Genomic DNA, 20430 nt, shown 5'->3' on the forward strand with positions numbered 1-20430 from the left:
AAGGGGTATCCACAGAGAAACAGGTTTTATTTCAATGCATCAGACATTGGTGTGACATTAAATCGCTTGGCAAGCGCAATCAGATTTTCTGTTGAAATAGTTTGTTTTTTACCACCCATGGAGAGAACTTTTACCAATATCTCCGCAGATTTTTCTGCGGTATCAATTAAACCAAAAGCATCATCTAAAGTTGGGCCAGAGCCAAAAATACCGTGGAATGGCCAAAGTACTAAGCCATGTTGTTTCATTTGTTCCGCTGTTTCTAAACCGATACCATCTGTGCCGGGGACCATCCATGGCAGCACACCAATACCATCAGGGAAAACCACCAAACATTCAGTACTCATTTCCCATAAATGACGAGTGATGGATGCACTATCGAGCGGTAAAACATAACTTAATGCAATGATGTTAGTTGCATGACAGTGCATGATGACTCGGTTAGTGCCATTAGTGGCTTGCATACGTGTGATATGCGATTGAAAGTGTGCAGCAAATTCAGAGGTTGGTATTGCACCATTCACAAAGCCCCAAACAATGTGGTAACCCTGACCTTCGTTATCGATACGAACCAGACCCAAGTTATCTGCGGGGTCTAAGGCAACGTTACGGAAAAACTTACCGGAGCCTGTAACAATAAAATATTGGTTTGCGAGCTCTTTAACTGGCTCTGTCGCTTCGATATAACGTGGGTCAGCGTGAAAAGTGTGTTTAAATGGCGAAACATCATCTTCAGTGAGTCGTAAGCTCACATTACCGCCATTACGTTCATCCCAGCCTTTGAGCCACATATCGCTGGTGGCTTTTATCATTCCTTGAACAAACCAAGATGTCAGAATATCTTGCATACAATTCACCTTAACGTGTTAATAATGTTGATTTTTCGTATTTTTTAACTTCATCTAACCATTTTTCGCCGACAGGAACATTGTTGCGTTCACAGTATTCATCCCAAACAGCTTGCCATGGCAGGCATTTTTGTTCTTCTAACAGCGCGAGGCGAGCTGTGAAGTCTCCTTCAATTTCGAGTTGGCGTAGTCTTGTGGTTGGTTCAAGTAAGGCGCGAAGTAACGCTTTTTTCATATTACGAGTCCCAATGACCCAAGCGGCAATACGGTTAATTGATGCGTCAAAGAAATCGAGGCCAATATGCACACGGTTCTTTAAGTTATGGCGAATGATTTCATTGGCAATGGCTTGAGTTTCATCATCGAGTAAAATGACGTGGTCACTGTCCCAACGCACAGGACGGCTGACGTGCAGTAATAGACGTTCAACATAAGGAATGACCGCTGAAATTTTATCCGAAATGACTTCAGTTGGATGGAAATGCCCCGCATCTAAACATAAAGCGGTTTTACGTGTGATGGCATAGCCCAAATAAAACTCACTGGAGCCTGCGGTGTAAGATTCTGCACCAATACCGAATAATTTACTTTCGACGGCATCGATATGATATTTAATATCAATTTTTTCACTGATAATTTCATCCAATGACTCGACTAAGCGTTGACGAGGGGCATAGCGGTCAATAGGGAGATCTTTCATGCCGTCAGGGATCCAAATATTCATCACGGAAGCGCTGTTTAATGACTCACCAAAATACGTAGAAATACGGCGGCAAGCTTGTCCATGACCAATCCAATAGTCTCTAATTTCCTTATTACTGTGAGTCAGCGTCGCTTCGCTACTTAGCGGATGGGAAAAGTAAGATGGGTTAAAATCGAGCGCGATATGGTTTTTTTTCGCCCAATCAACCCAATTGGCAAAATGGCGAGGTTCAATTTCATTACGTTCGACGGCGGTATCAGCTTCGAGGTAAAGAGCGTGCAGATTAACGCGTTTAGGGCCCGGAATTAAGCTCATTGCTTTATCCATATCTGCACGTAATTCAATCGCATTAGTCGCTTTGCCGGGGTAATTACCTGTAGCTTGAATACCGCCGCTTAAAGCGGTTGCTGATTTTTCAAAGCCGGCTACGTCATCTCCCTGCCAGCAATGCATTGATACAGGCAAGTCAGCCATAGCTTGCATCGCTAGTTCAGTATCGATACCAAGGTCAGCAAAACGTTGTTTGGCAATAAGATAACTTTCTTTGTAATTAGACATGAAATTTTCCTTATAACTTATCGATATACGGTTAATAACTTGAGTTAGCCCGTAATGGTTTTAAATCGTTTCCAAGGTTCATCCAGTGCGATGCTTTGAGGTTGAAACCAACAAAGTTCGGTATTTTCTGCAATAATGGTGCGCAGGGTTGGTACATCTGGAATGGTGTTGAGGGCAATCAACTGATACCCAATGTTTCCTAAGGTGGAGGCTTCAATCGGACCTGTGCTCACAGGAACCCCGCAAGTGTTGGCGCAGAGTTGGTTAAGTAGGGCATTTTGGCTGCCGCCACCGACGATATGCAGTTGTTGTAATGGGGCATGATTTATCTGCTGTAATTCAAGGAACACTTGACGATAAAGCAGTGCTAAGCTGTCGAAAACACAACGAGCTAGCTCAGCGGCAGTATTTGGAACGGATTGTTGATTTTCCTGACAAGCTTCTTTAATGGCTTGGCTCATCGACTCCGGGTTCAAGAACCGGTTATCGTTCGGGTTGATCAGATACGTGAATGCTGGGATAGCTTCTGCTGAGGTAATGAGGTTGCAAATATCTTGCACATCGTGTTCAAGACAAATGCGTTGGAATAACCATAACCCCATAATATTCTTTAGGACTCGGTAGTGGCCATTAATTCCTCCTTCATTGGTAATGTTGGCAACAAATGCATTTTCACATGTACAAGGGGATGTGCGCTCGAGGCCCATTAATGACCAAGTTCCTGAGCTTAAGTAAGCACTATGGCTATCGGCTATTGGAGCCGCAATGACAGCGCTGGCCGTATCATGGCTTGCTACGGCGATCACGGGGGTTTTTTGGCCTTTCGGTGTGATCCAATAGCCAATGACATTACCCGGTTGCTTGATTTCACCTAATAAACGGCGTGGCAATTGTAAATATTCGACTAACTCCTCATCCCAATCACCTGTTTGCAGGTTAACCATTTGGCTGGTGGTAATATTGGTATATTCATGGTTGACTTGCCCGGTCAAACGGTATGCTAAATAATCAGGAATCAATAATAAATGGTGTGCTTGTTTCAACCATTGAGGGTGTGATTGTTGCAATGCCTTCAATTGATATAAGGTATTGAAAGGGAGAAATTGGATCCCTGTTTTTTGGTAGATATTTTGAACACCGAGATCGGTTTGAACTTGTTCCATGACACCTTGCGTGCGGTTATCTCGGTAGGAGAAATTGCGACCAATGGTATGACCCTCACGGTCAAGTAGGACATAATCAACACCCCAAGTGTCGATCCCGATGCTGTCAATGTTGATGCCAGATTGTTCTACACGGTGTAAGCCAATCAGGATTTGGTTCTCAATGTCGTCAAGATCCCAATAGCAATGGTTGCCTTCAGTGATCAAATGGTTTGTAAAACGATGAATTTCATCTAATGATAATTTTTTATTATGCACATCATAGCAAGCCAACATGACTCGACCGCTAGATGCGCCTAAATCAATAGCAACAACATGGCGAATATTCATGACTTTTTTATCTCTATTACTTAACTTATAGTCATATACTAGAGAGAGTGAATAGTGAGCGCGTTCAATGGAGCGCCACTAAAAGGGAAAAATGGCAATATATTTAAAGTCGTAGTGATCTTATTCACAGACTTGAAATCTCTCAGTATTTTTACCAGAACCATTTAATCAGGAGCGAATAATGAAAGAGCCTCACGATATAGCTGAATGGGCTAAAGTTAGAGAAACCTCAATTGAAATTGCTCAAGCTATTTTTGAGTTAGCGAATAATGATGAAGTGTTAGCAGAACAAATTTGGGAGGAAGGTTCTGATGAAGTTTTACCTTTGGCCTTTTCGAAGACCACTGCGGATAGGCTATATTGGGGGGAAGAAACTATCGAAAGGAAAAATGTATAATTCGTTTTGAGCTTTTCTGAAGAGATAAAAACCTCGCAATGGCGAGGTTTTTTATTGGCGATTATAAGGTGTTAATTTCTCTTATTTACCATTAAAAGACTGGATGTTTTTGACACTGAATTTTTCATTTTTATATTGCAGGGTAATCAGTTGTAAGTCTTTTTTAGGGATGAATTGGTACTCTGGCTGAACTTTATTTAAAAACGCACTGAAAATAATCGGGTGAGTAACCACCATGATTTTTCCAGTATGGAATTCATTTTGGATACCAATATCTCTAAGTAAGCTTTCTAATCGGTAGGCTGCAATAGCTCCTGTTTCACCATCGACTGGGGATTCAAAGCTCAACACATTTTTTCCTGAATGTAATTTGGTAAACTGGCCTTTAGGGTCTTTTTCTAATGTGCTGATTTTCTCCGCTTCCCAAAGGCCAAGGAAAATTTCATCTAAATTACGATTAATTTGGATTGGTAGGGTGCTATTTTCAAATAAGTGGTTTGCAGTATATTTGGCTCTATTTAATGTGCTGCTATAAACCGCCAAATAGTCAGTAGGGTTAATGTGTTGTTTCAATTGATTAACCGCCGCAACACCTGATTTACTGAGATCGGAGTCTGAAGTGCCTTCCATTACATTGGCATCATTTAAAATAGTCATTGGGTTGATGACAATCGAGATTTCAAGAGGCGGAAGTTTCTCTTGTTTTGCATAACCTGATTTTAAATAATCCGTATTATTAAAGTCGATAAGCGTAAATTGACCATCTTTATATTTTAATACCGAAACGGCAGTATTGCTTAACCCTGATAATGGCTTATCTTGACGATATTTCTGCAAGTAAAATGCCATTGATGAGTGGCCAACGGCTAAAATATTACCAGTTTCATTTTTATGACGGTTAGCAATATCTAATAATGCAGACTCGAAGCGTTGGGAAAAGTCATACATGTTTTCAGTGTTGACGACAGATTTGAAGTTTTTATCTTTATAGTTCCCAAAGTAGTATTCAAATTCATTACCAGAATGGCCGTATTGGCTCGTTAAGTCATCAATTCTACCGCCTTCAGCGTTACCCCAAGAAATATCTTTTAAGTTCTCAATCTCAATAATATCCATGTTACGGCCAGTTAAAATATTACTGGCGGTTTCATGAGCTCGACCTAATGTACTGCTGTATCCGGCGATAAAATCGACATCTTCTAAACCTAAACCAAGGCTGCGTGCATCATAGCGCCCTTTGGTTGTAAGCTGAGCATTACCGCCTCCACCAATGGTCATTTCTTTAATATTAGAATAAGTTTGTCCATGTCTAACAAGGTAAAAATAAAGGGCATCGCTATCTGATGTAGCTAAAGCACTGGTGGAGGTTATTGAAATAATTATATAAAATAACAAAAGAAACTTGGTTTTAATTCTTTTCATGTTTGCACCTATAATTTATTTATAATGCCATTCTTAGTGGCATAATTAACCTGTCTACCAATTGATTAATAAGAAATTGGCGCCCCCAATCTAAGTAAAATGAATTAGGATTAATTGTATTGTTTAGCCAGATATTTTTGAAAATGGCGTAAAAACCAAAGTAAGTAAGATGGCTATCACAAAATGACTATTTATTTTGTGATTAATTTAATTTTAGTGATCTTGAGTGAATAATTTGCTTTTCATTTACTAATGTTAGGTTGCTTTATTATAAAAGAGGGGTGATTTGCTTGGGAATAAGCAACAGTGTAGTTCTTGCTAATCCATTCGTTATGGTATAATTACTGTACATAACAACCAAGGTGTCGCATCTTACTCTGGATTTATATCTCTATTTTTTAATCCATTTTGCATTGGATAAATCAGCAATGAACATTAGTCAGCTTAAAAGTTTTGTTGAAGTGGTTAGAAGTGATTTCAATATCACCAACGCGGCTGAAAAATTATATACCTCTCAGCCGACTGTCAGTAAGCAACTTAAAATATTGGAAGATGAACTGAACGTTTCATTATTCAATAGAAAAAATAATAACTTATTGTCTCTTAGCCCGATTGGGGAGAAAGTTCATCATGTCGCGTGTGATATTCTGGCGCAGTTCGATAAAATTAAAAGTATCGTTTCACATGAAGATACCACGATAAAACAAAATCTTCATATCGCAACCACACACACACAAATCCGCTATAAATTACCCCAAGTGATTGAACGTTTTAACGCACGTTACCCCAATATCTCACTGCATTTTCACCAAGGGGCTCCCGCCCAAATAGCAGAAATGGTGAATAATGGGGATGTGGATTTTGCTATTGCGACCGAATCTATGCACCTTTATGATGACTTATTGGTGATGCCTTGCTACCAATGGTCGCGCAGTATTATTGTGCCCCATGACCACCCGCTAGCTCAATGTGAACAGCTCTCTATTGAAGACCTTGCTGGTTACCCATTAATTACCTATGTATTTGGTTTTACCGGGCATTCAAAACTTGACCAAGTTTTTTACCAACATAAATTAACGCCAAATGTTGTTTTAACTGCGGTAGATACCGAAATTATTAAATACTATGTAAAACGTGGTGCTGGGGTAGGTATTATTTCAACGGTGGCTTTTGACCCAGAGGAAGATAGCGAGACATTACGCTGTATTGATATTAGCCATTTAGTGAAGCCAAGTTATACACATGTATGCATTAACCGGCATATGCATTTAAAAGATTATATGTATGATTTTATCTCTAATTATGCACCTCACCTTGATTTGAACTATATTCATCAACCGAATCAATGGGTGCCTACAGAACAAAATGAGCGAGATAGGTTATATAGAGAATTACCTGAGCTATAAGAAAAAAGCCGAGTAATATGATTTACTCGGCTTTGAAATTACTGTGTGTGTTATTTTTATTCTAACGAGTGGCAATATTAATAAAAATTTGAGCGCCAATCAGCAAAAAATCGTCATCAACAAAGTAAGGGTTAGCGTGTAAATAATTATTAATCCCTTTTGCTTGATTACCACTTCCTAAAAAGTACATGGCACCGAGTTTATCTTTAGTGGCATTGATCATATAACTGAAGTCTTCACTACCCGTCATTGGTTTACCATTCGCATCAATCTGTTCAGTAGGTAAGAATGCAGCAGCAGCATCATAAATCACTTTTGCGGCTTGCGGGTGATTGACGACAGCGGGATAACCGCTTGCTTCTAATGTGGTTTTAAACCCGCCGGCTTCACTACGAGCGACAATTTCATGAAAGCTGGCTTTTAAAATTTTGTCGGTTTCTTCATCCATTGAACGGATGGTACCGCGTGCCTGAACATGATCAGCCAACGCATTTGGAATAGTTCCACCGTTAATCATTCCACAACCAAATACGGCAGGGCTGAAAGGATCGGTTTTTTTGGCAACAATGTAGTCCATATAATCAATGATACGTGTTGCTTCGCGGATAGCATCTAACCCTTTATGTGGGGTTGAACCGTGGGCTGAAACGCCATGAACATCTAGCGTCCACGCTGAGCCATAAGAGGACATAACCCCTGAATTGAATTTAATATAACCTGTTTCAAAAGCGGCATCATTATGTAAGCCGTAAACCTCATCAACACCTTCCATACAGCCCATTTCTACCATTTTGTTAGCGCCCGGTACTCGCATGTCTTCTTCGGCCATTTGGAAGATAAAACGGACGTTATGAGTGAGTTCAGAACGGTTTTCGCTAAGGTATTTTGCTGCCGTTAAGGCGATGGTCATGTGGGTATCATGGCCACAGTTATGAGCGCAACCTTCATGGACAGAGCTGTGCTCATTGCATGTTAAATCAGGCATTTCAAGGCCGTCAATATCGGTACGATAGGCAATCAAGCGCTTTGCTGGGTCGATAATCAATTCAGCGGTAAAACCGGTGTAACCTTCAAATAAACGGATGTTATAGCCAAAGCTTTCCATCAATTCACGGCAATATTGTGAGGTTTTGAATTCTTGCCCAGATAATTCAGGGATCTTATGTAAATCCTGACGTGTTTTTTTGCTAAACGTTTCTAAAGCAAAGAGCTTTTCACTGATATTGTATTTATTGGTCATTACGTTTTATCCCGTATACAAAAAGCGTTTTTAATGCTGTTAAGGAGCCCCTGGTGTGAGCATGAATAAGAAACAGCGTACTCATTTAATTTATGTATATTTTAAGCGCTAGATTCAGAAATAAGTCACTTCTGCTAGATGTTATTTTATCTAACAATTCATAGAGTGAATTTTAACGTGGATATTAAAAAAGTGAGCGTGATGGAGATCGTATTTATATCATATCAGTATTGCATGGCTCATGAATAATAAGGATGGTAATTTAATAAAATAATCATCAGGAAATGTAAAGATAATTAAATCCCTTTAATATCAGCATGTTAAATTTGTATTTTCTGGTTTTTATATTAAAAATTTTTATATTTAAGAGAGGCGGTTATTGAGTTTACGCTAAATTTTATTATTTGAAATAGGATGTAGATAGCATGGCTTTACAAATTATTTTACATGAGATGACGAATATAAAATATATTGAATTAATGAGAGGGGAAACTATAAAGATAGGATTAAAGCTGGAAAGATTATATGCCCCTTATTGCGATTAACGCATTAATAAGGGGCATGTTTCTATAATTAGTTCTTAAAAGAGCCAATAAATGAGAGATATTCCTCTTTGCTCATCAATGGGGTGTAATCAGCTAACATTTCGTCAGCTTGGGATGCATCATCAAATAATAGGTCAATAATTGCCATTGCCATCATTTGCGCAGGGCGGATGTAGGCCATATCATCATCAAAAACAACGTAATCTTTACCGTGCAAGCCACCGCGAATTGCGCCAATCCACGGGTGACTCACTGGCATGATATGTGATAAGTCACCTGTATCTGTGCTTCCAGTCATATGGCCAGCAACCCAAACATTTTCTTCGCCAATCAAGTCGTGGGCATTGTGCTGCAATAAGTCGTTTAACGTATCGTTGTTATATAGCGGCAGGTAACCCGGTAAATCTTTGACTTCTACTTCTGCACCGACTGACATTGCGCCAGCAACCAATGCGCGAGTAATACGCTCATTCGTATCAATCATTGCGGGAACATTTGACGCTCGGACATAACTTTCCATACGGACATCACTTGGGGTGACATTCACTAAATCACCGCCTTGTGTGATGATAGGATGGAAACGAATATAATCTTTTTCTTGGAAGGTTTCGCGAATTGCATTCACCCCCATGATCCCCATCATTGCCGCATTGAGTGCATTAACGCCCAGATGAGGGGCCGCCGCCGCATGGGATGCTTTGCCTTTGTAGTTAATCAGCTTGCCAATAAACCCATTGGTGGTGGTCGACATTTCAATAAAACCAGTCTCACGTTCAGGTTTGACACTGGTTAAATGAATTTGCATTGCCATATCGATATCATCAAACTCACCAAGAGATATCAGCTCAGGTTTACCGCCGATATAACTGATTTTTCCTTGCTCAATCAGTTTATTACGATAAGCTAGTTCAACATATTCCTCTGCGGGAACGGCGAAAGGAACGACGTCTCCCGCGAGGTATTGCATAGCACCTGACTTAACCAGACCAATAGTGACTGCCATCATGTTAGCTATTTGTGCATTGTGCCCACAGCAATGGGCAGCGCCCGTTAAATCATCAGCTTCTGGGTGCTCCGCACAAATAATTGCATCGAGCTCACCAATCACAGCAATACTATGTTTACTCCCTTTTCCACCCTTAAGGCGAGCCTTAACCCCCGTCAATGCGAGTTGGTTACGGTAATTAACGCCTAAGGCAGAAAATGCAGCTTCCACTTTTTTTGCTGTTTTAACTTCCTTATAGCCGAGCTCAGGTTCTGCCCAAATATCTTCAGCCAATTTTTTGATATCCCCTTTATGGGATGCAATTGTCTCGCAGACGATGGCTTTCAATTGGTCTTTGGTCATTGTCATGGTAAATATTTCCTATTGTTAGATAACGCCGCTCCATGAAAGTGTCACTTGACCAATAAGTGCAGCGAATAAGAATGTTCCCGTAAAGACCGCCAGTGAAACTGGGATGATCCGCCATGAAATGGCTTTAAATTTGTCGATATCTTTACCGAGTGAAAGACCAGCAAAGGCAAGTACTGTCGTACTGATGACGGCAAGTGAGATTTTACCTGTCATTGCGATCATTTCTTTATCGTAAGGGAATAACGGTGAACACAGACCCGCCGCAATTAAAGATACCCAGAAAATCACGGGTAACTTACCTAAAGGTGGGATTTGTGCAATTAAGTATGCCACAAATGACATACCCCCTAATAATGCCATGGCGATAAGTGAGTCACTAAAGACTGCGCCAAAGCTACCACGGCCATAAATTGAACCGCCGAGTGCATCACCCAGTGAAGTGAAGATGATGACTAACACGATGATTATTGCAATTTCTGCCATCTTTTTCATGATCTTATATCCTTATTCTGTATCTGCTGATGCGGTTGCACGTTTTCTTTTCAACTTGTTGTACAAGAAAGAGGCAAACGGTAAGGAGAAGAAGATGTAGATGTACAGACCTAATACCGAAGACATCAAGTTTGCAGAGGATGAGAATGCTTGAATATCTGCGGCGTGTTCAGGATAAAGTTCCAATAATGGGGCAACAGATGCTGCTAGCATCGAACCACTACCCACACCAGCACCCATGGCTAAAGCAAGTGGGCTCATAATATCGAGTCCTGCGATAACACTGGCGATAACACCCATCCAAACTGCACCGTATAACGTCCCGCAAATATACATTGCCATAACGCCGCGGCCTTCTGGTGAACTTAAACCATATTTGGCTTCGATAATGGCAATATTAGGTTCACGACCGATAGAGTAGGTGGCACCAACGGCTTCACGGCCCATGCCTAACATGATAGCAAGCGGTAAACCGAGCAAAATAGTACCGATAAAGTGGCCGACTTCTTGCAAGATTAATGCGCCACCGGCTTGAATTATTTTTTCCCAAGATGCACCAACGGAGGTGCTTAATTTTGCAATTAAGATAACTAACGCAACACTCATTATCGAGCTCGCGTGTGCCATATTTTTTTCGCTGAGGATTTTGAATTTTGGAAAACTGATAATACCACCCATCAACATGGAATAAAGCATTGGAAAAACCATGACTAAACTGATTTTAATTTGCCCTATAGCTTCCGAAAGAAGAATGATAAGTAAGCTAACCAAAAGCAACTTACTATCTTTTAATATACCCATAGTGTTACCTTTCATTGGAAATGTTTTTAAGAGTTTTTCGTATATATTTATAATAAAAATGCATCATTTTCGTATTCATACTATCCATGAAACTATTTTCCTGACAATATTCCGAAAGTCTCTTAGCCATGCCGAAAAGGCATGATTAAAATCAATAAATTAATATTTATTAATAAAGATGTAGTTATTGAAATATTTTTGCATTTTTATATTAAAAATATTTTTATTTTTCAGATTGATACAAATTATTATTAATTATTTAACATGCTGTTTCATAAGTAATTTTGATTTTTTGGTGTGTTAATGCGAGGAATTATCAAATACCCAGTAAATGTGAGGTTGTTCAGGTTTTATTTATTTTTTTATAGCAAGGTTTTATTTTTATTAAATTTATATAATGATAAAAATTGAATTTTAATTGGATATTATTGTGGTTTTTTTGAGTTTTCGTTTTTATTTTAGCCTATTTTGAGTTTGATTATCAGTTTAATGTACTGATGTGTTTTTGCGAATTTTCTTCAAAAAAATTTGATATTTTACAATAATATTGTATTCGGCAGTGATATTTGACATGGATCTCAATTCTGAATATTTCTTAATTTGAAAGCAATAAATGAGTCGAAATTTTATTTTAGTCTATTTGCTGAAATTCATGTTATCCGTAACATGTTTACCTGTTATTTGTTTATTGAATATCGAAAAATATAAAGGCACGAATTGCGCGAACAAAAAAGTGTTTGTTGTTAATTTACACTAAGTCGTCTTTTTATCGCAGCGGCATTGTGAACGGCAAACCAAAAGAAAGGTGTTTATGACTATTACGTTAAAAGATATCACCAAAGATAATTGGGTGGATATCATCTGTCTTGAAATAACTAAAGAACAGGAAGACTTTGTGGCTCTTAACTCAGAGTCAATCGCAGCCTCAAAATTTTTTGATTACTATATTAATCGTGGTATCTATGTTGATAATGAGCCCGTTGGCTTTGTTCAATATTATTCAAACCATGAAAATGGTCGGCCCGAAGAGGTTTTTATTGGCCAATTGATGATTGATATTAAACACCAAAGAAAAGGCTTTGGTTCTCTGGCTATTCCACTTGTTCTCGATGAAATAAAAAGCTTAGGTAAATATCAATCAGTATCAATTTGTTATATCGAAGGCAATGACATGATGAAACCATTTTTTGAACAGTTTGGTTTTTCCGTTGTTGACCAAGATGAATTTGATGAAACCATTATGCGGCTAGTTTTTTAGTGCTGAAATGACGAATATCCGCTCCAACTTATAGTTAGCAGCGGATATTTGTAGAGCGATAAACCTACAATATTTATCTAAAATTGCGCATTTAATCCTAAGCGTAGTGTGCGCCCGGGGGCTGGCATCATACTGCGCGTCAGTGGGTCGATATAATAACGGTCAGTTAAGTTGGTCACTAAGAATTCGACATTAATATTTTTGTCAATTTGGTAACTTGCGTAGGCATCTGCAGTAAAGGTAGGCGTCCAGTGCATTGGGCTATTATTCGCCATCGAATAACTCCCCGGGAACTGCTGCATCAGTTTGCGTTCATCTTTATTTTGTACGCTACTGGTATAACGTAAGCGTGTTCCCACTTCGAGGGCCTCATCCATAAAGCGCATGCCTAGGTTGGAATTTATGGCATATTTAGGCTGTAATTGTGTACGTAAAAAACCGCCAGGGAAACCTGCAGTTGTACATTGGGAGATATTATAGCGATTAGCCGGGTCAAGATTGGCTGGAGCCGAATCATCACAGACTTCATTTTTGAGGCGGTAATCGACACCAATATCCATAAATACACCACCATTATCATAGCGTGCCAAAGCTTCAATTCCTGCTGTTTTATGTTCTTTTACTTGAACAAAATTAAGACGTCCATCACGGTCAAAAGCATTTTCAATGACAGTATGGTAATAGCCTATTTTCACGTCAGCGTGGCGTTCAGCGCCGAGTAAACCTTGTAAATTACGTGAATAACCAAATTCAAAGGTTTTTGCACGTTCGGGTTTAAATAACATTTTCTCTTTACGGGCTTCACTTTCCCCTGCAAACCCAATGCTGTTTTCAAAAATACTCGGTAAGCGAACCGTCTCTATATAGCGTGCATAAACCCGGTCGTTATCAGATAACCAAATATTGGCACCAAAAGCGGGAGCCCAGCCATGGCTTTTTTGTTTGCCTGAGAATTTCCATTTTTCTTCTTCAGTGAGTTCGCGCTTGATGTCATCGGCTGGGTGTGAATAACTTGAACCATAGACATAAACTTCCTTGCCAGTAACAGGGTCAACAGCACGAGCTTGAGAGTCAAAAGTACCGTTATGGAAAGGGTTTGTTTTGGTGGTATAGCGTCCATCGCTATCTGATTTCCATTCGGCGCGGAAATTAACGTCTAAAACACCATTTTCTTCTGGGCGCTGAGCGTTGTTTCTTTTAGTAATAAAAACGGTATAGTCGGTATCTTCCAATCCTAATGTTTTAAGTAATATTTGGCTGTTTTTATAACCACCATTAAACGCTTGGTAGCCATTGGCAACAGCCTCGTTATACTCTTCTTTGGTTAAAATTCGGTTGTAATTTATTTGTTTAGCAAGGCGCTCGTCAGGGTTTTGGAAGCCCTTGGTGCGATTGCGCATTTGTTCTTTTAAATAATCATCTTCTGTCCAGCCATCAATATATTTTGCTCCCGCATCCAGTTCTAACCAGCTCGTTGGGCGATAGTTAAAGTTAAAGGCAATACTGGTTTCTTGGCGATGACCTTTACGAGGAAGGGCAATAAAAGGGCTGGCGGTTTGAGATGGCGGTACGTCGTTAGAGTCCAATTTTTCTTTGAGCATTGAACCGCGGATCGTTAAATCAAGATCGGGCGTGAGTGCCATGGTATTGCGCAAATTAAAGCCAATACGGTCATTCTCAGAGTTAGTTGCTGCGGTATTAATTAATGAACCATCAATGTTAGGGTCTTTTCCACCACCATAACCATACTCGAAGCCCCAATCGCGTTCTTTGGGTTCTCGTGGGTAGCCACCTGAGGTATTGGTATCCCCTACGGAATGGGTCATCCACACATTTGCGTTTAGGTCAATCCATTGATTATCTTCAGGTTTCCATTTATATTCGGCATTATAAGCATTGACCGTAAAGTGAGCTAATGGCCATTGGGGTAATACTTGTTTTCCTTCAAGCTCAGCAAATCCTAAACGTGATGGCATGATTTCACCATAGGTGCTTTCACTTCGGCGAAAACCAAGATGTAATGTTTGGTTTTCAGTGAGATATAAATTAGTTTTAACTAAATAGGATTCCAACTCATTGGAGGTATTCGTAACTTCTTTTCCGGGGTGAAATACATTGGCAGCAAAAGGTAAGTAAGGGTCTGGACCAAGCTGTTGCTGTACTGTTTGTTGTTCATTTAATTGAACCGATTCTTTATAACGGTGAGCGCCATTTTTCCCCGCAAAATAATTACCTTGCCGGCGATAAGCATAGGCGGCCATTAAATCAAACTTTTCCTGTCGAGTCCCAACCGCTATTCTTCCGCCATTATCTTTAAAATTAAAGAATTGAGCGCTTCCTCGGGATTTCGGTGTGATGTTGACGACTGGATCAGAGAAAACATAGTTATTATTTTTATAAATCTCAGGGTGATCTCGGTAATCTTCGCCATAACCAAAGTGGGGAACACGCTCACGAGTAGAATTGCTGCTGGTTTCTAGTTTTAAGCTGACACCAAATTTTTCACCCGGTGCAACAACGTCATCTATTCCTATGGTTCTGATGGCTATCCCACCACCTACAGAGGTTTTTATATCACCAGCAAGAGAACCACTTTTTTCAATCTCAATGCTACTAATGAGGTTTGGGTCCACATAGTTACGGTTGTTTGCCCCATTGTAACCCCGATAAACGGTTAACGACTGTTCTGTGCCGTCAACCGTGACAGGAACACGTTCTTGCCCTTGAATGCCTCGAATATTCGGGTCTAACGCGCCACTGTTTCTTGCATCACCACTATAGACACCAACTGCACTATTAAGCACATCCGCGGTACTGGTACCTTTATAGCGCTCAACAAGGTCTTTTCCTAAATAAATTTTAGAACCTTTAGCATCATATTGATCATCGTAACCTTGTTGATCCCGTTCTTTGATAGTTTTTGCTGAATCTTGAACAGTTATGGTGCCGATGTGTTCTTCTTTTTCCCCTAAAGCGGTTGTTGGAATAAAAAGAGCAGTAATAATTGCAGTAGTAATAGGTGTTAATTTGTATTTATACATTGTGTTTTTCTCTATGCCATAACGCTTAAAAACGGGTTTCTAACCCAATAGAAATTTCGTGCTGGTAGTAGGAGTAAATTCCATCTGCAGAACTGCGGTTATCACGAAAGCGGTAACTGGTATAAGGCGTAAATGTGAGCAATGAATAATTTGGAAAACTAAGACGCGCAAAATACATCGCTTCTCTATCATGGCGTTTAACATTCAACATTTGGTTGAAGGCCTTGAATTGGCTTTCTCGGTAAGTTGCAAGTGCCAGTAAATGAATATCGGGTGTTAGCACGTGATAAAAGCCGCCTCGGATACCCAATTGGTCATAATCATCGCTACGAACTTCTGTGGTGAGACGAGTCGCATCAGCCCCCAAAAAGAGGGAGGTATCTGGGGTAATACCATAGACACCGGTTAGATGTAGGCTACTTCGATTACCATTGGCACTGTCATACGGTTTTTGATAATGAAGTTGTTGGTAGTCAGCGGAGGTACTTAGGAGCACACGAGGTGAAAATTGGTAGTCAGCTTCAATTTTTCCCCCTATGCCTAAATAACGGCGCTTTTCATTGACCGTTTTTAACTCAACTAATGGGCCGAATGCGATAGTGGTGTTCGCATCATTAAAACGATATAAAGTTGCTAAAGAAGACGTGTTTTCACTGAATTCAGCATAGTGCGGATAGCGGTCACCATAAGATGTCCCCTTGATTTGCAGGGAATGGTAGCCCGAGATAGGAATAATTTTACTCAGACTTGCATCATAGGTGAGTCCCGGTGATGATTTGGGGTTAGCCATTTTCCAGGTTCCCCCTGGCGTTTCCCAAACTTTATTTTTATCTGGAACTTGGTTGATATTACTGTTGTATTTATAGCCAAAGGAGAGACTGCCAGTCCAAGCGGTGCGGTTTTCGATAGCACTAATAAATTGCTGGATGGTTTGCTTCACATTCGTAGGTAATGCGAGTGTTTTATCGTTGATTAAATTTTGGAATAAAGCCAAAGACTCTTTATTTTGGTTATCTTCAAAATAAGCCCGGGCCAGTTCTAATTTTATGCGAAGAAACTTTGGCGACCGTGCCAATATTTGTTGGTAGTGGGCAATCGCTTCAGGGTAATGATTTTGCGATTTAGCAATTTCTGCTTTTGCAAATAAAATGAGTAGTGGATCCGCATCAGCGAGTTGTTGGTAGCGGGGTAATAAGCGCTGTACGTCTTCAAATTGCCTGTGGTTAATTGCCAGATAAATGGCTTGCCCGAGGTCTTGGGCATTATTCTCAAGGGCATAATTTTCCCCATTTAAGTTAATTGATAGGTCATCTGGGAGAAGCAATTGGTCTTTATTGGGGACTACTGCACTTTTATCACGATAGTTTTGTTTGTCTTTTTGCCATAACAATTGTTCTCGGTCAGTGTCCAAGCTGGCTGGAAATGCAGAGAATGCGGCTATAAGCATCATTATAGCAGGAGTTAATAACAGATATCGCATAGGATTAGCTTCGGTAATAAAAGGCAGTGGCCAACTGCCTGTCACGCTTTATGGTTGGCCACCAAGGTTGATTTACGGGTTACTGGGAAATATTCCCACGGCTTCCACCAAAGGCCATATCTTTGCTGTGATCTTCAAATTGAGTGACACCAGCAATATGCTTAGCTTGATCGCCAAAGAAGTGTCCATTTGTTGAGCCTGATTCACCATTAAGAGTGGCCGCCCCGGCGAAAGTGGCATTGTTTTTAATGGTGGCATCAATATTGGTTGCACCAATATTCCCTGCTAAGGATTTAGTACCAAAGTTGGCTGTCAGAGTCCCTGCGGTTAGTGCGCCTCCATTGTATTGGCTTATTCCTTTAACGGAGTATTCCGCTGTGCCAGCTGTAGGCATATTGGTGGTGACATCCTTGCCAGAATAGTAAGCGGTATGTGTGGTGTCACTAACTTGTCCTGTCGATGACCATTCACCAAAATAGACTTCTGCATCTGCAATTTTGGCAAAGTTAAAAACGCCCATTTTGTCATGCGAACCAGGTCCATTAGGCATGGAAATAACATGTGCTTCATTTCCTGCCTGTATTGGTGCCATTCGAGTTAAGCCTGAGAAAGAAATGGTTTTTCCACCATAAACAGATTGCACACCAATACCTGGGTCACCCGCAGCACCGCCATGACCACCACCGGTTCCTTCTGTTGCACCAACACGGACGGAAGGCTGATTAGCATCGAAAGGTTGGCTTTGGCCAGAACCGATTGCTGCAGAAGCACCAAAAGTTACTGTGCAGGTTGCGAGTGCTAGAGCGATAATATTTAACTTTTTCATCGAAATACTCCATTTTTATTAAAGATATTAACGATACTATTGATTAAGAAATTATTATTTCGCATATATATGACGAGTTGTATTAAATCAAATAATAATATAAATGCAAATGATAATTCTTCGCATTAACATTAAAATAATTATGGGTATCAATGAGATAGTGATATTGATCTTGCTGTTAGTGGTTGATATTACGATTTATTTTTGTAGTTAATTTGTTGGATTATCAATTTTAATGGTAATTATTTTTTGATAAAAAAGTTAAATTAGTCACATTTTAATGCGTTTGATTGAATGGATTACATTAAAAACATTAAAGTTGATGTTGTTTATTATTTCATCATCGTTCGTAGACAATGGTGGGGTAAATAAATCAAAAAAAAACAAATGCAAACAATGCGCATTATCATTACTGTTGTGGTAATTTTGTCTTTACGGTACACAGCTAGGTTTATAATCACTCAAAATATAAAGGAATAAAGATATGGCTCCATGGTTAATTTTTGGCGCGGGTGGAAAAGGTGTTGGTCGTCAAATTGCTCAGTTGGCAATTGCAAAGAAACGCCCTGTCATCGTTGTTGTGCGTAATAAGCAGTCTGCAGAGGCATTGGAGGCGGTAGGTGCGCAAGTCTTCATTGGTGATGCTTGTGATAGTGAAGTGGTTAAGGCTGCTTGTCATGCAGCAGGAACAACTGCCACGGTTATTTCAACCATGGGAGGGAGTCAAGATTATTTAGCTCACCGTACGGTGATTGATTGTGCAGAACAAGCTGGGATATCTCGTATGGTGTTAGTCACATCATTAGGTTGTGGGGATTCATGGCCTTATTTGTCTGCCCGGTCACGCGCTGCATTTGGTCAGGCTGTGAGAGAAAAATCCCTTGCGGAGTCATGGTTACAAACTAGCTCATTAGATTATGTGATTGTTCGCCCTGGTGGGTTATTACATGGTGAGCCAACGGGAAAAGCAGTTCTTCAACAAGAGGTTGAAGTTCATGGCTTAGTGATGCGTGCGGATGTTGCTGCGCATGTTTATCAGTTGGCTAAGCAAGGTGAATTGAAAAAACAAATTTATAGCGTAGTACAGCCGGGGTTGGTACCCGCTTAATAAAAACAAGGTTATTTGTGTAGCTTATCTGTTTTTTATTACAAATAGGGCTACCATTGGTCTCCACTGCGAAAGTCACAATATAGGGGTTGTGAAAAATCAATTAAATTGTTTTTTGACCACCCCATGACGCCACCTTCTTCATCGACAGAGTGGATATAATGGCTTTGATTGAGCTCATATAATGGCCCGTTCCATACCTGCCAGCCGACAGATTGATATACAGGGAAGCCCTGATCTGATGCAGAAAGCAGACCCAGTTGATAACAATCGGCAATAATTTGGTTGGTAGCCAGCATAAGCTGTTTGCCGATCCCTTGGCGACGGTAGTTTTCCCGTACCGCCATCGCTTCAACATAGCCAACCGTTATTGGAGTATTACCGATTGCCATATGACGTTGAATAATAGCAACGTGGCCAATAATTTGTTGTTGGTCATAAGCCAAGACGTGCATTCCCCCCAAAGCATGTTCAAAATCATCATGGGTAAAATCTTGCTCAAAGCTTTGAAATAGCATGAAATATAATGCCTCTCTATTCTCTGCTGAAAGTTGAGATGTGTGTTTGTTTTTATATTCTATTGTCATTTAGCACCATGGAATAATTGTAAAGAGGGCTGAAATAAAAAATCGTTAAGCTTGTAGGAGCAAAGTATATAGCATATCAAAATTGACTATGATGGTTTGAATGCGTTAGTGCTAAAAGCTATTTTGGTGTTTTTTAATAAAGCCATCGATATATTTTGTGGTATTACTCAAACGTTATTTTCATTAATGTAATATTAAGGTTATGAATATCGATTCTTTCAAAAATTTCGATTTTTATCACATGGTTATACTGAACAGACAAACTGAATTTTTTGCTTTATTGTGTGGTCGTTGCTCTTTTCAATAAGGATTGTTGAATGAAGAAAAAAACGACATCAACGATACATGATGCGGCTTTTAAAGGATTTATGACAAACATTGCAAATGCACGAGACTTCTTTGAAATTCATTTACCGGAACATATAAAATCATTATGTGATTTCAATACGTTATCGCTGACAAATTCCTCGTTTATTGATAAACAACTTCGCTCACGGTTATCGGATGTATTGTATTCAGTACGAACCTCTCAAGGGGAAGGTTATATTTATCTTTTAGTTGAACACCAATCAACCCCCGATAAACTTATGGCGTGGCGTTTAATGCATTATGCGTTTTTAGCGATGAATCAGCATATGCAGCAAGGAAATACAACATTACCCATTGTTGTGCCTATATTATTTTACCATGGGGGGCGTTCGCCTTATCCATATACACAACTTTGGACGGAGTGTTTTCCATTACCAGAGATTGCACATGAGTTATACACACAACCGTTTCCACTCGTAGATATTACCGTTATTGATGATAATGAACTCGTTAACCATCGAAAAATAGCAGTAATGGAATTAGCGATGAAACATAAATA

The 20430-nt window shown here is 39.8% G+C and carries 17 protein-coding genes; 5 read left to right on the plus strand and 12 right to left on the minus strand.

Features of this window, described 5'->3' with window-relative positions; translation table 11 throughout:
- Positions 1–26: 26 nt before the first annotated feature.
- The 3 genes from rhaD to rhaB are packed head-to-tail and all read right to left on the minus strand — an operon-like array spanning position 27 to position 3602.
- Positions 27–848 (minus strand): rhamnulose-1-phosphate aldolase, encoded by an 822-nt coding sequence (gene rhaD / locus ACU696_RS07740; protein WP_004913496.1) that lies wholly within the window; start codon positions 846–848, stop codon positions 27–29.
- A gap of 10 nt (positions 849–858) precedes the next feature.
- Complete coding sequence (locus tag ACU696_RS07745; protein WP_196723741.1) at positions 859–2109, minus strand: L-rhamnose isomerase; 1251 nt, start codon at positions 2107–2109, stop codon at positions 859–861.
- A gap of 44 nt (positions 2110–2153) precedes the next feature.
- Entirely contained in the window at positions 2154–3602 is a 1449-nt protein-coding gene (gene rhaB / locus ACU696_RS07750; protein ID WP_447343058.1) for a rhamnulokinase, read from the minus strand.
- A gap of 181 nt (positions 3603–3783) precedes the next feature.
- On the opposite strand from rhaB, the gene ACU696_RS07755 reads away from it, so the two are divergent.
- Entirely contained in the window at positions 3784–3999 is a 216-nt protein-coding gene (locus ACU696_RS07755) for a YccJ family protein (protein ID WP_004913488.1), read from the plus strand.
- Between the two features lie 81 nt (positions 4000–4080).
- Here ACU696_RS07755 and ACU696_RS07760 read toward each other — a convergent pair whose 3' ends face one another.
- A complete protein-coding gene (locus ACU696_RS07760) occupies positions 4081–5421 on the minus strand; it encodes a 2-carboxy-D-arabinitol-1-phosphatase (protein WP_196723740.1) in 1341 nt (446 codons plus the stop codon).
- 428 nt (positions 5422–5849) lie between these two features.
- Here ACU696_RS07760 and ACU696_RS07765 point away from each other — a divergent pair, with 428 nt between their 5' ends.
- Complete coding sequence (locus ACU696_RS07765) at positions 5850–6827, plus strand: LysR substrate-binding domain-containing protein (RefSeq protein ID WP_109912087.1); 978 nt, start codon at positions 5850–5852, stop codon at positions 6825–6827.
- 61 nt (positions 6828–6888) lie between these two features.
- Here ACU696_RS07765 and ACU696_RS07770 read toward each other — a convergent pair whose 3' ends face one another.
- The 4 genes from ACU696_RS07770 to ACU696_RS07785 all read right to left on the minus strand — a co-directional run bounded on the left by ACU696_RS07770 (position 6889) and on the right by ACU696_RS07785 (position 11262).
- Entirely contained in the window at positions 6889–8067 is a 1179-nt protein-coding gene (locus tag ACU696_RS07770; RefSeq protein ID WP_209102439.1) for a M20 metallopeptidase family protein, read from the minus strand.
- 573 nt (positions 8068–8640) lie between these two features.
- A complete protein-coding gene (locus ACU696_RS07775; RefSeq protein ID WP_196718815.1) occupies positions 8641–9966 on the minus strand; it encodes an amidohydrolase in 1326 nt (441 codons plus the stop codon).
- A gap of 18 nt (positions 9967–9984) precedes the next feature.
- Complete coding sequence (locus ACU696_RS07780) at positions 9985–10461, minus strand: hypothetical protein (protein ID WP_004262394.1); 477 nt, start codon at positions 10459–10461, stop codon at positions 9985–9987.
- Between the two features lie 12 nt (positions 10462–10473).
- Complete coding sequence (locus tag ACU696_RS07785) at positions 10474–11262, minus strand: DUF3100 domain-containing protein (protein ID WP_004913472.1); 789 nt, start codon at positions 11260–11262, stop codon at positions 10474–10476.
- A gap of 811 nt (positions 11263–12073) precedes the next feature.
- Between ACU696_RS07785 and ACU696_RS07790 the strand changes: the two genes are divergently transcribed.
- Positions 12074–12520: a GNAT family N-acetyltransferase gene (locus tag ACU696_RS07790; RefSeq protein WP_004913470.1), complete on the plus strand. Its 447-nt coding sequence runs from the start codon at positions 12074–12076 to the stop codon at positions 12518–12520.
- Between the two features lie 77 nt (positions 12521–12597).
- Here the strand turns inward: ACU696_RS07790 and ACU696_RS07795 are convergent, their stop codons facing one another.
- The 3 genes from ACU696_RS07795 to ACU696_RS07805 all read right to left on the minus strand — a co-directional run bounded on the left by ACU696_RS07795 (position 12598) and on the right by ACU696_RS07805 (position 17867).
- A complete protein-coding gene (locus ACU696_RS07795; protein WP_196723738.1) occupies positions 12598–15561 on the minus strand; it encodes a TonB-dependent receptor domain-containing protein in 2964 nt (987 codons plus the stop codon).
- A 25-nt stretch (positions 15562–15586) separates the two neighbouring features.
- On the minus strand, positions 15587–17041 hold the full coding sequence (locus ACU696_RS07800) for a porin family protein (protein ID WP_209102442.1): 1455 nt from the start codon (positions 17039–17041) through the stop codon (positions 15587–15589).
- 79 nt (positions 17042–17120) lie between these two features.
- Positions 17121–17867: a Slam-dependent surface lipoprotein gene (locus ACU696_RS07805; RefSeq protein ID WP_004913462.1), complete on the minus strand. Its 747-nt coding sequence runs from the start codon at positions 17865–17867 to the stop codon at positions 17121–17123.
- Between the two features lie 484 nt (positions 17868–18351).
- On the opposite strand from ACU696_RS07805, the gene ACU696_RS07810 reads away from it, so the two are divergent.
- Positions 18352–18975, plus strand: a complete 624-nt coding sequence (locus ACU696_RS07810; protein ID WP_109912738.1) for an SDR family oxidoreductase — start codon at positions 18352–18354, stop codon at positions 18973–18975.
- A gap of 50 nt (positions 18976–19025) precedes the next feature.
- Here the strand turns inward: ACU696_RS07810 and ACU696_RS07815 are convergent, their stop codons facing one another.
- Positions 19026–19562 (minus strand): GNAT family N-acetyltransferase, encoded by a 537-nt coding sequence (locus ACU696_RS07815; protein WP_042851643.1) that lies wholly within the window; start codon positions 19560–19562, stop codon positions 19026–19028.
- A gap of 317 nt (positions 19563–19879) precedes the next feature.
- On the opposite strand from ACU696_RS07815, the gene ACU696_RS07820 reads away from it, so the two are divergent.
- The coding region (locus tag ACU696_RS07820; RefSeq protein WP_272659393.1) for an Rpn family recombination-promoting nuclease/putative transposase at positions 19880–20430 on the plus strand (551 nt) is incomplete at its 3' end.

This window comes from Providencia sp. PROV_01, from assembly GCF_053098325.1.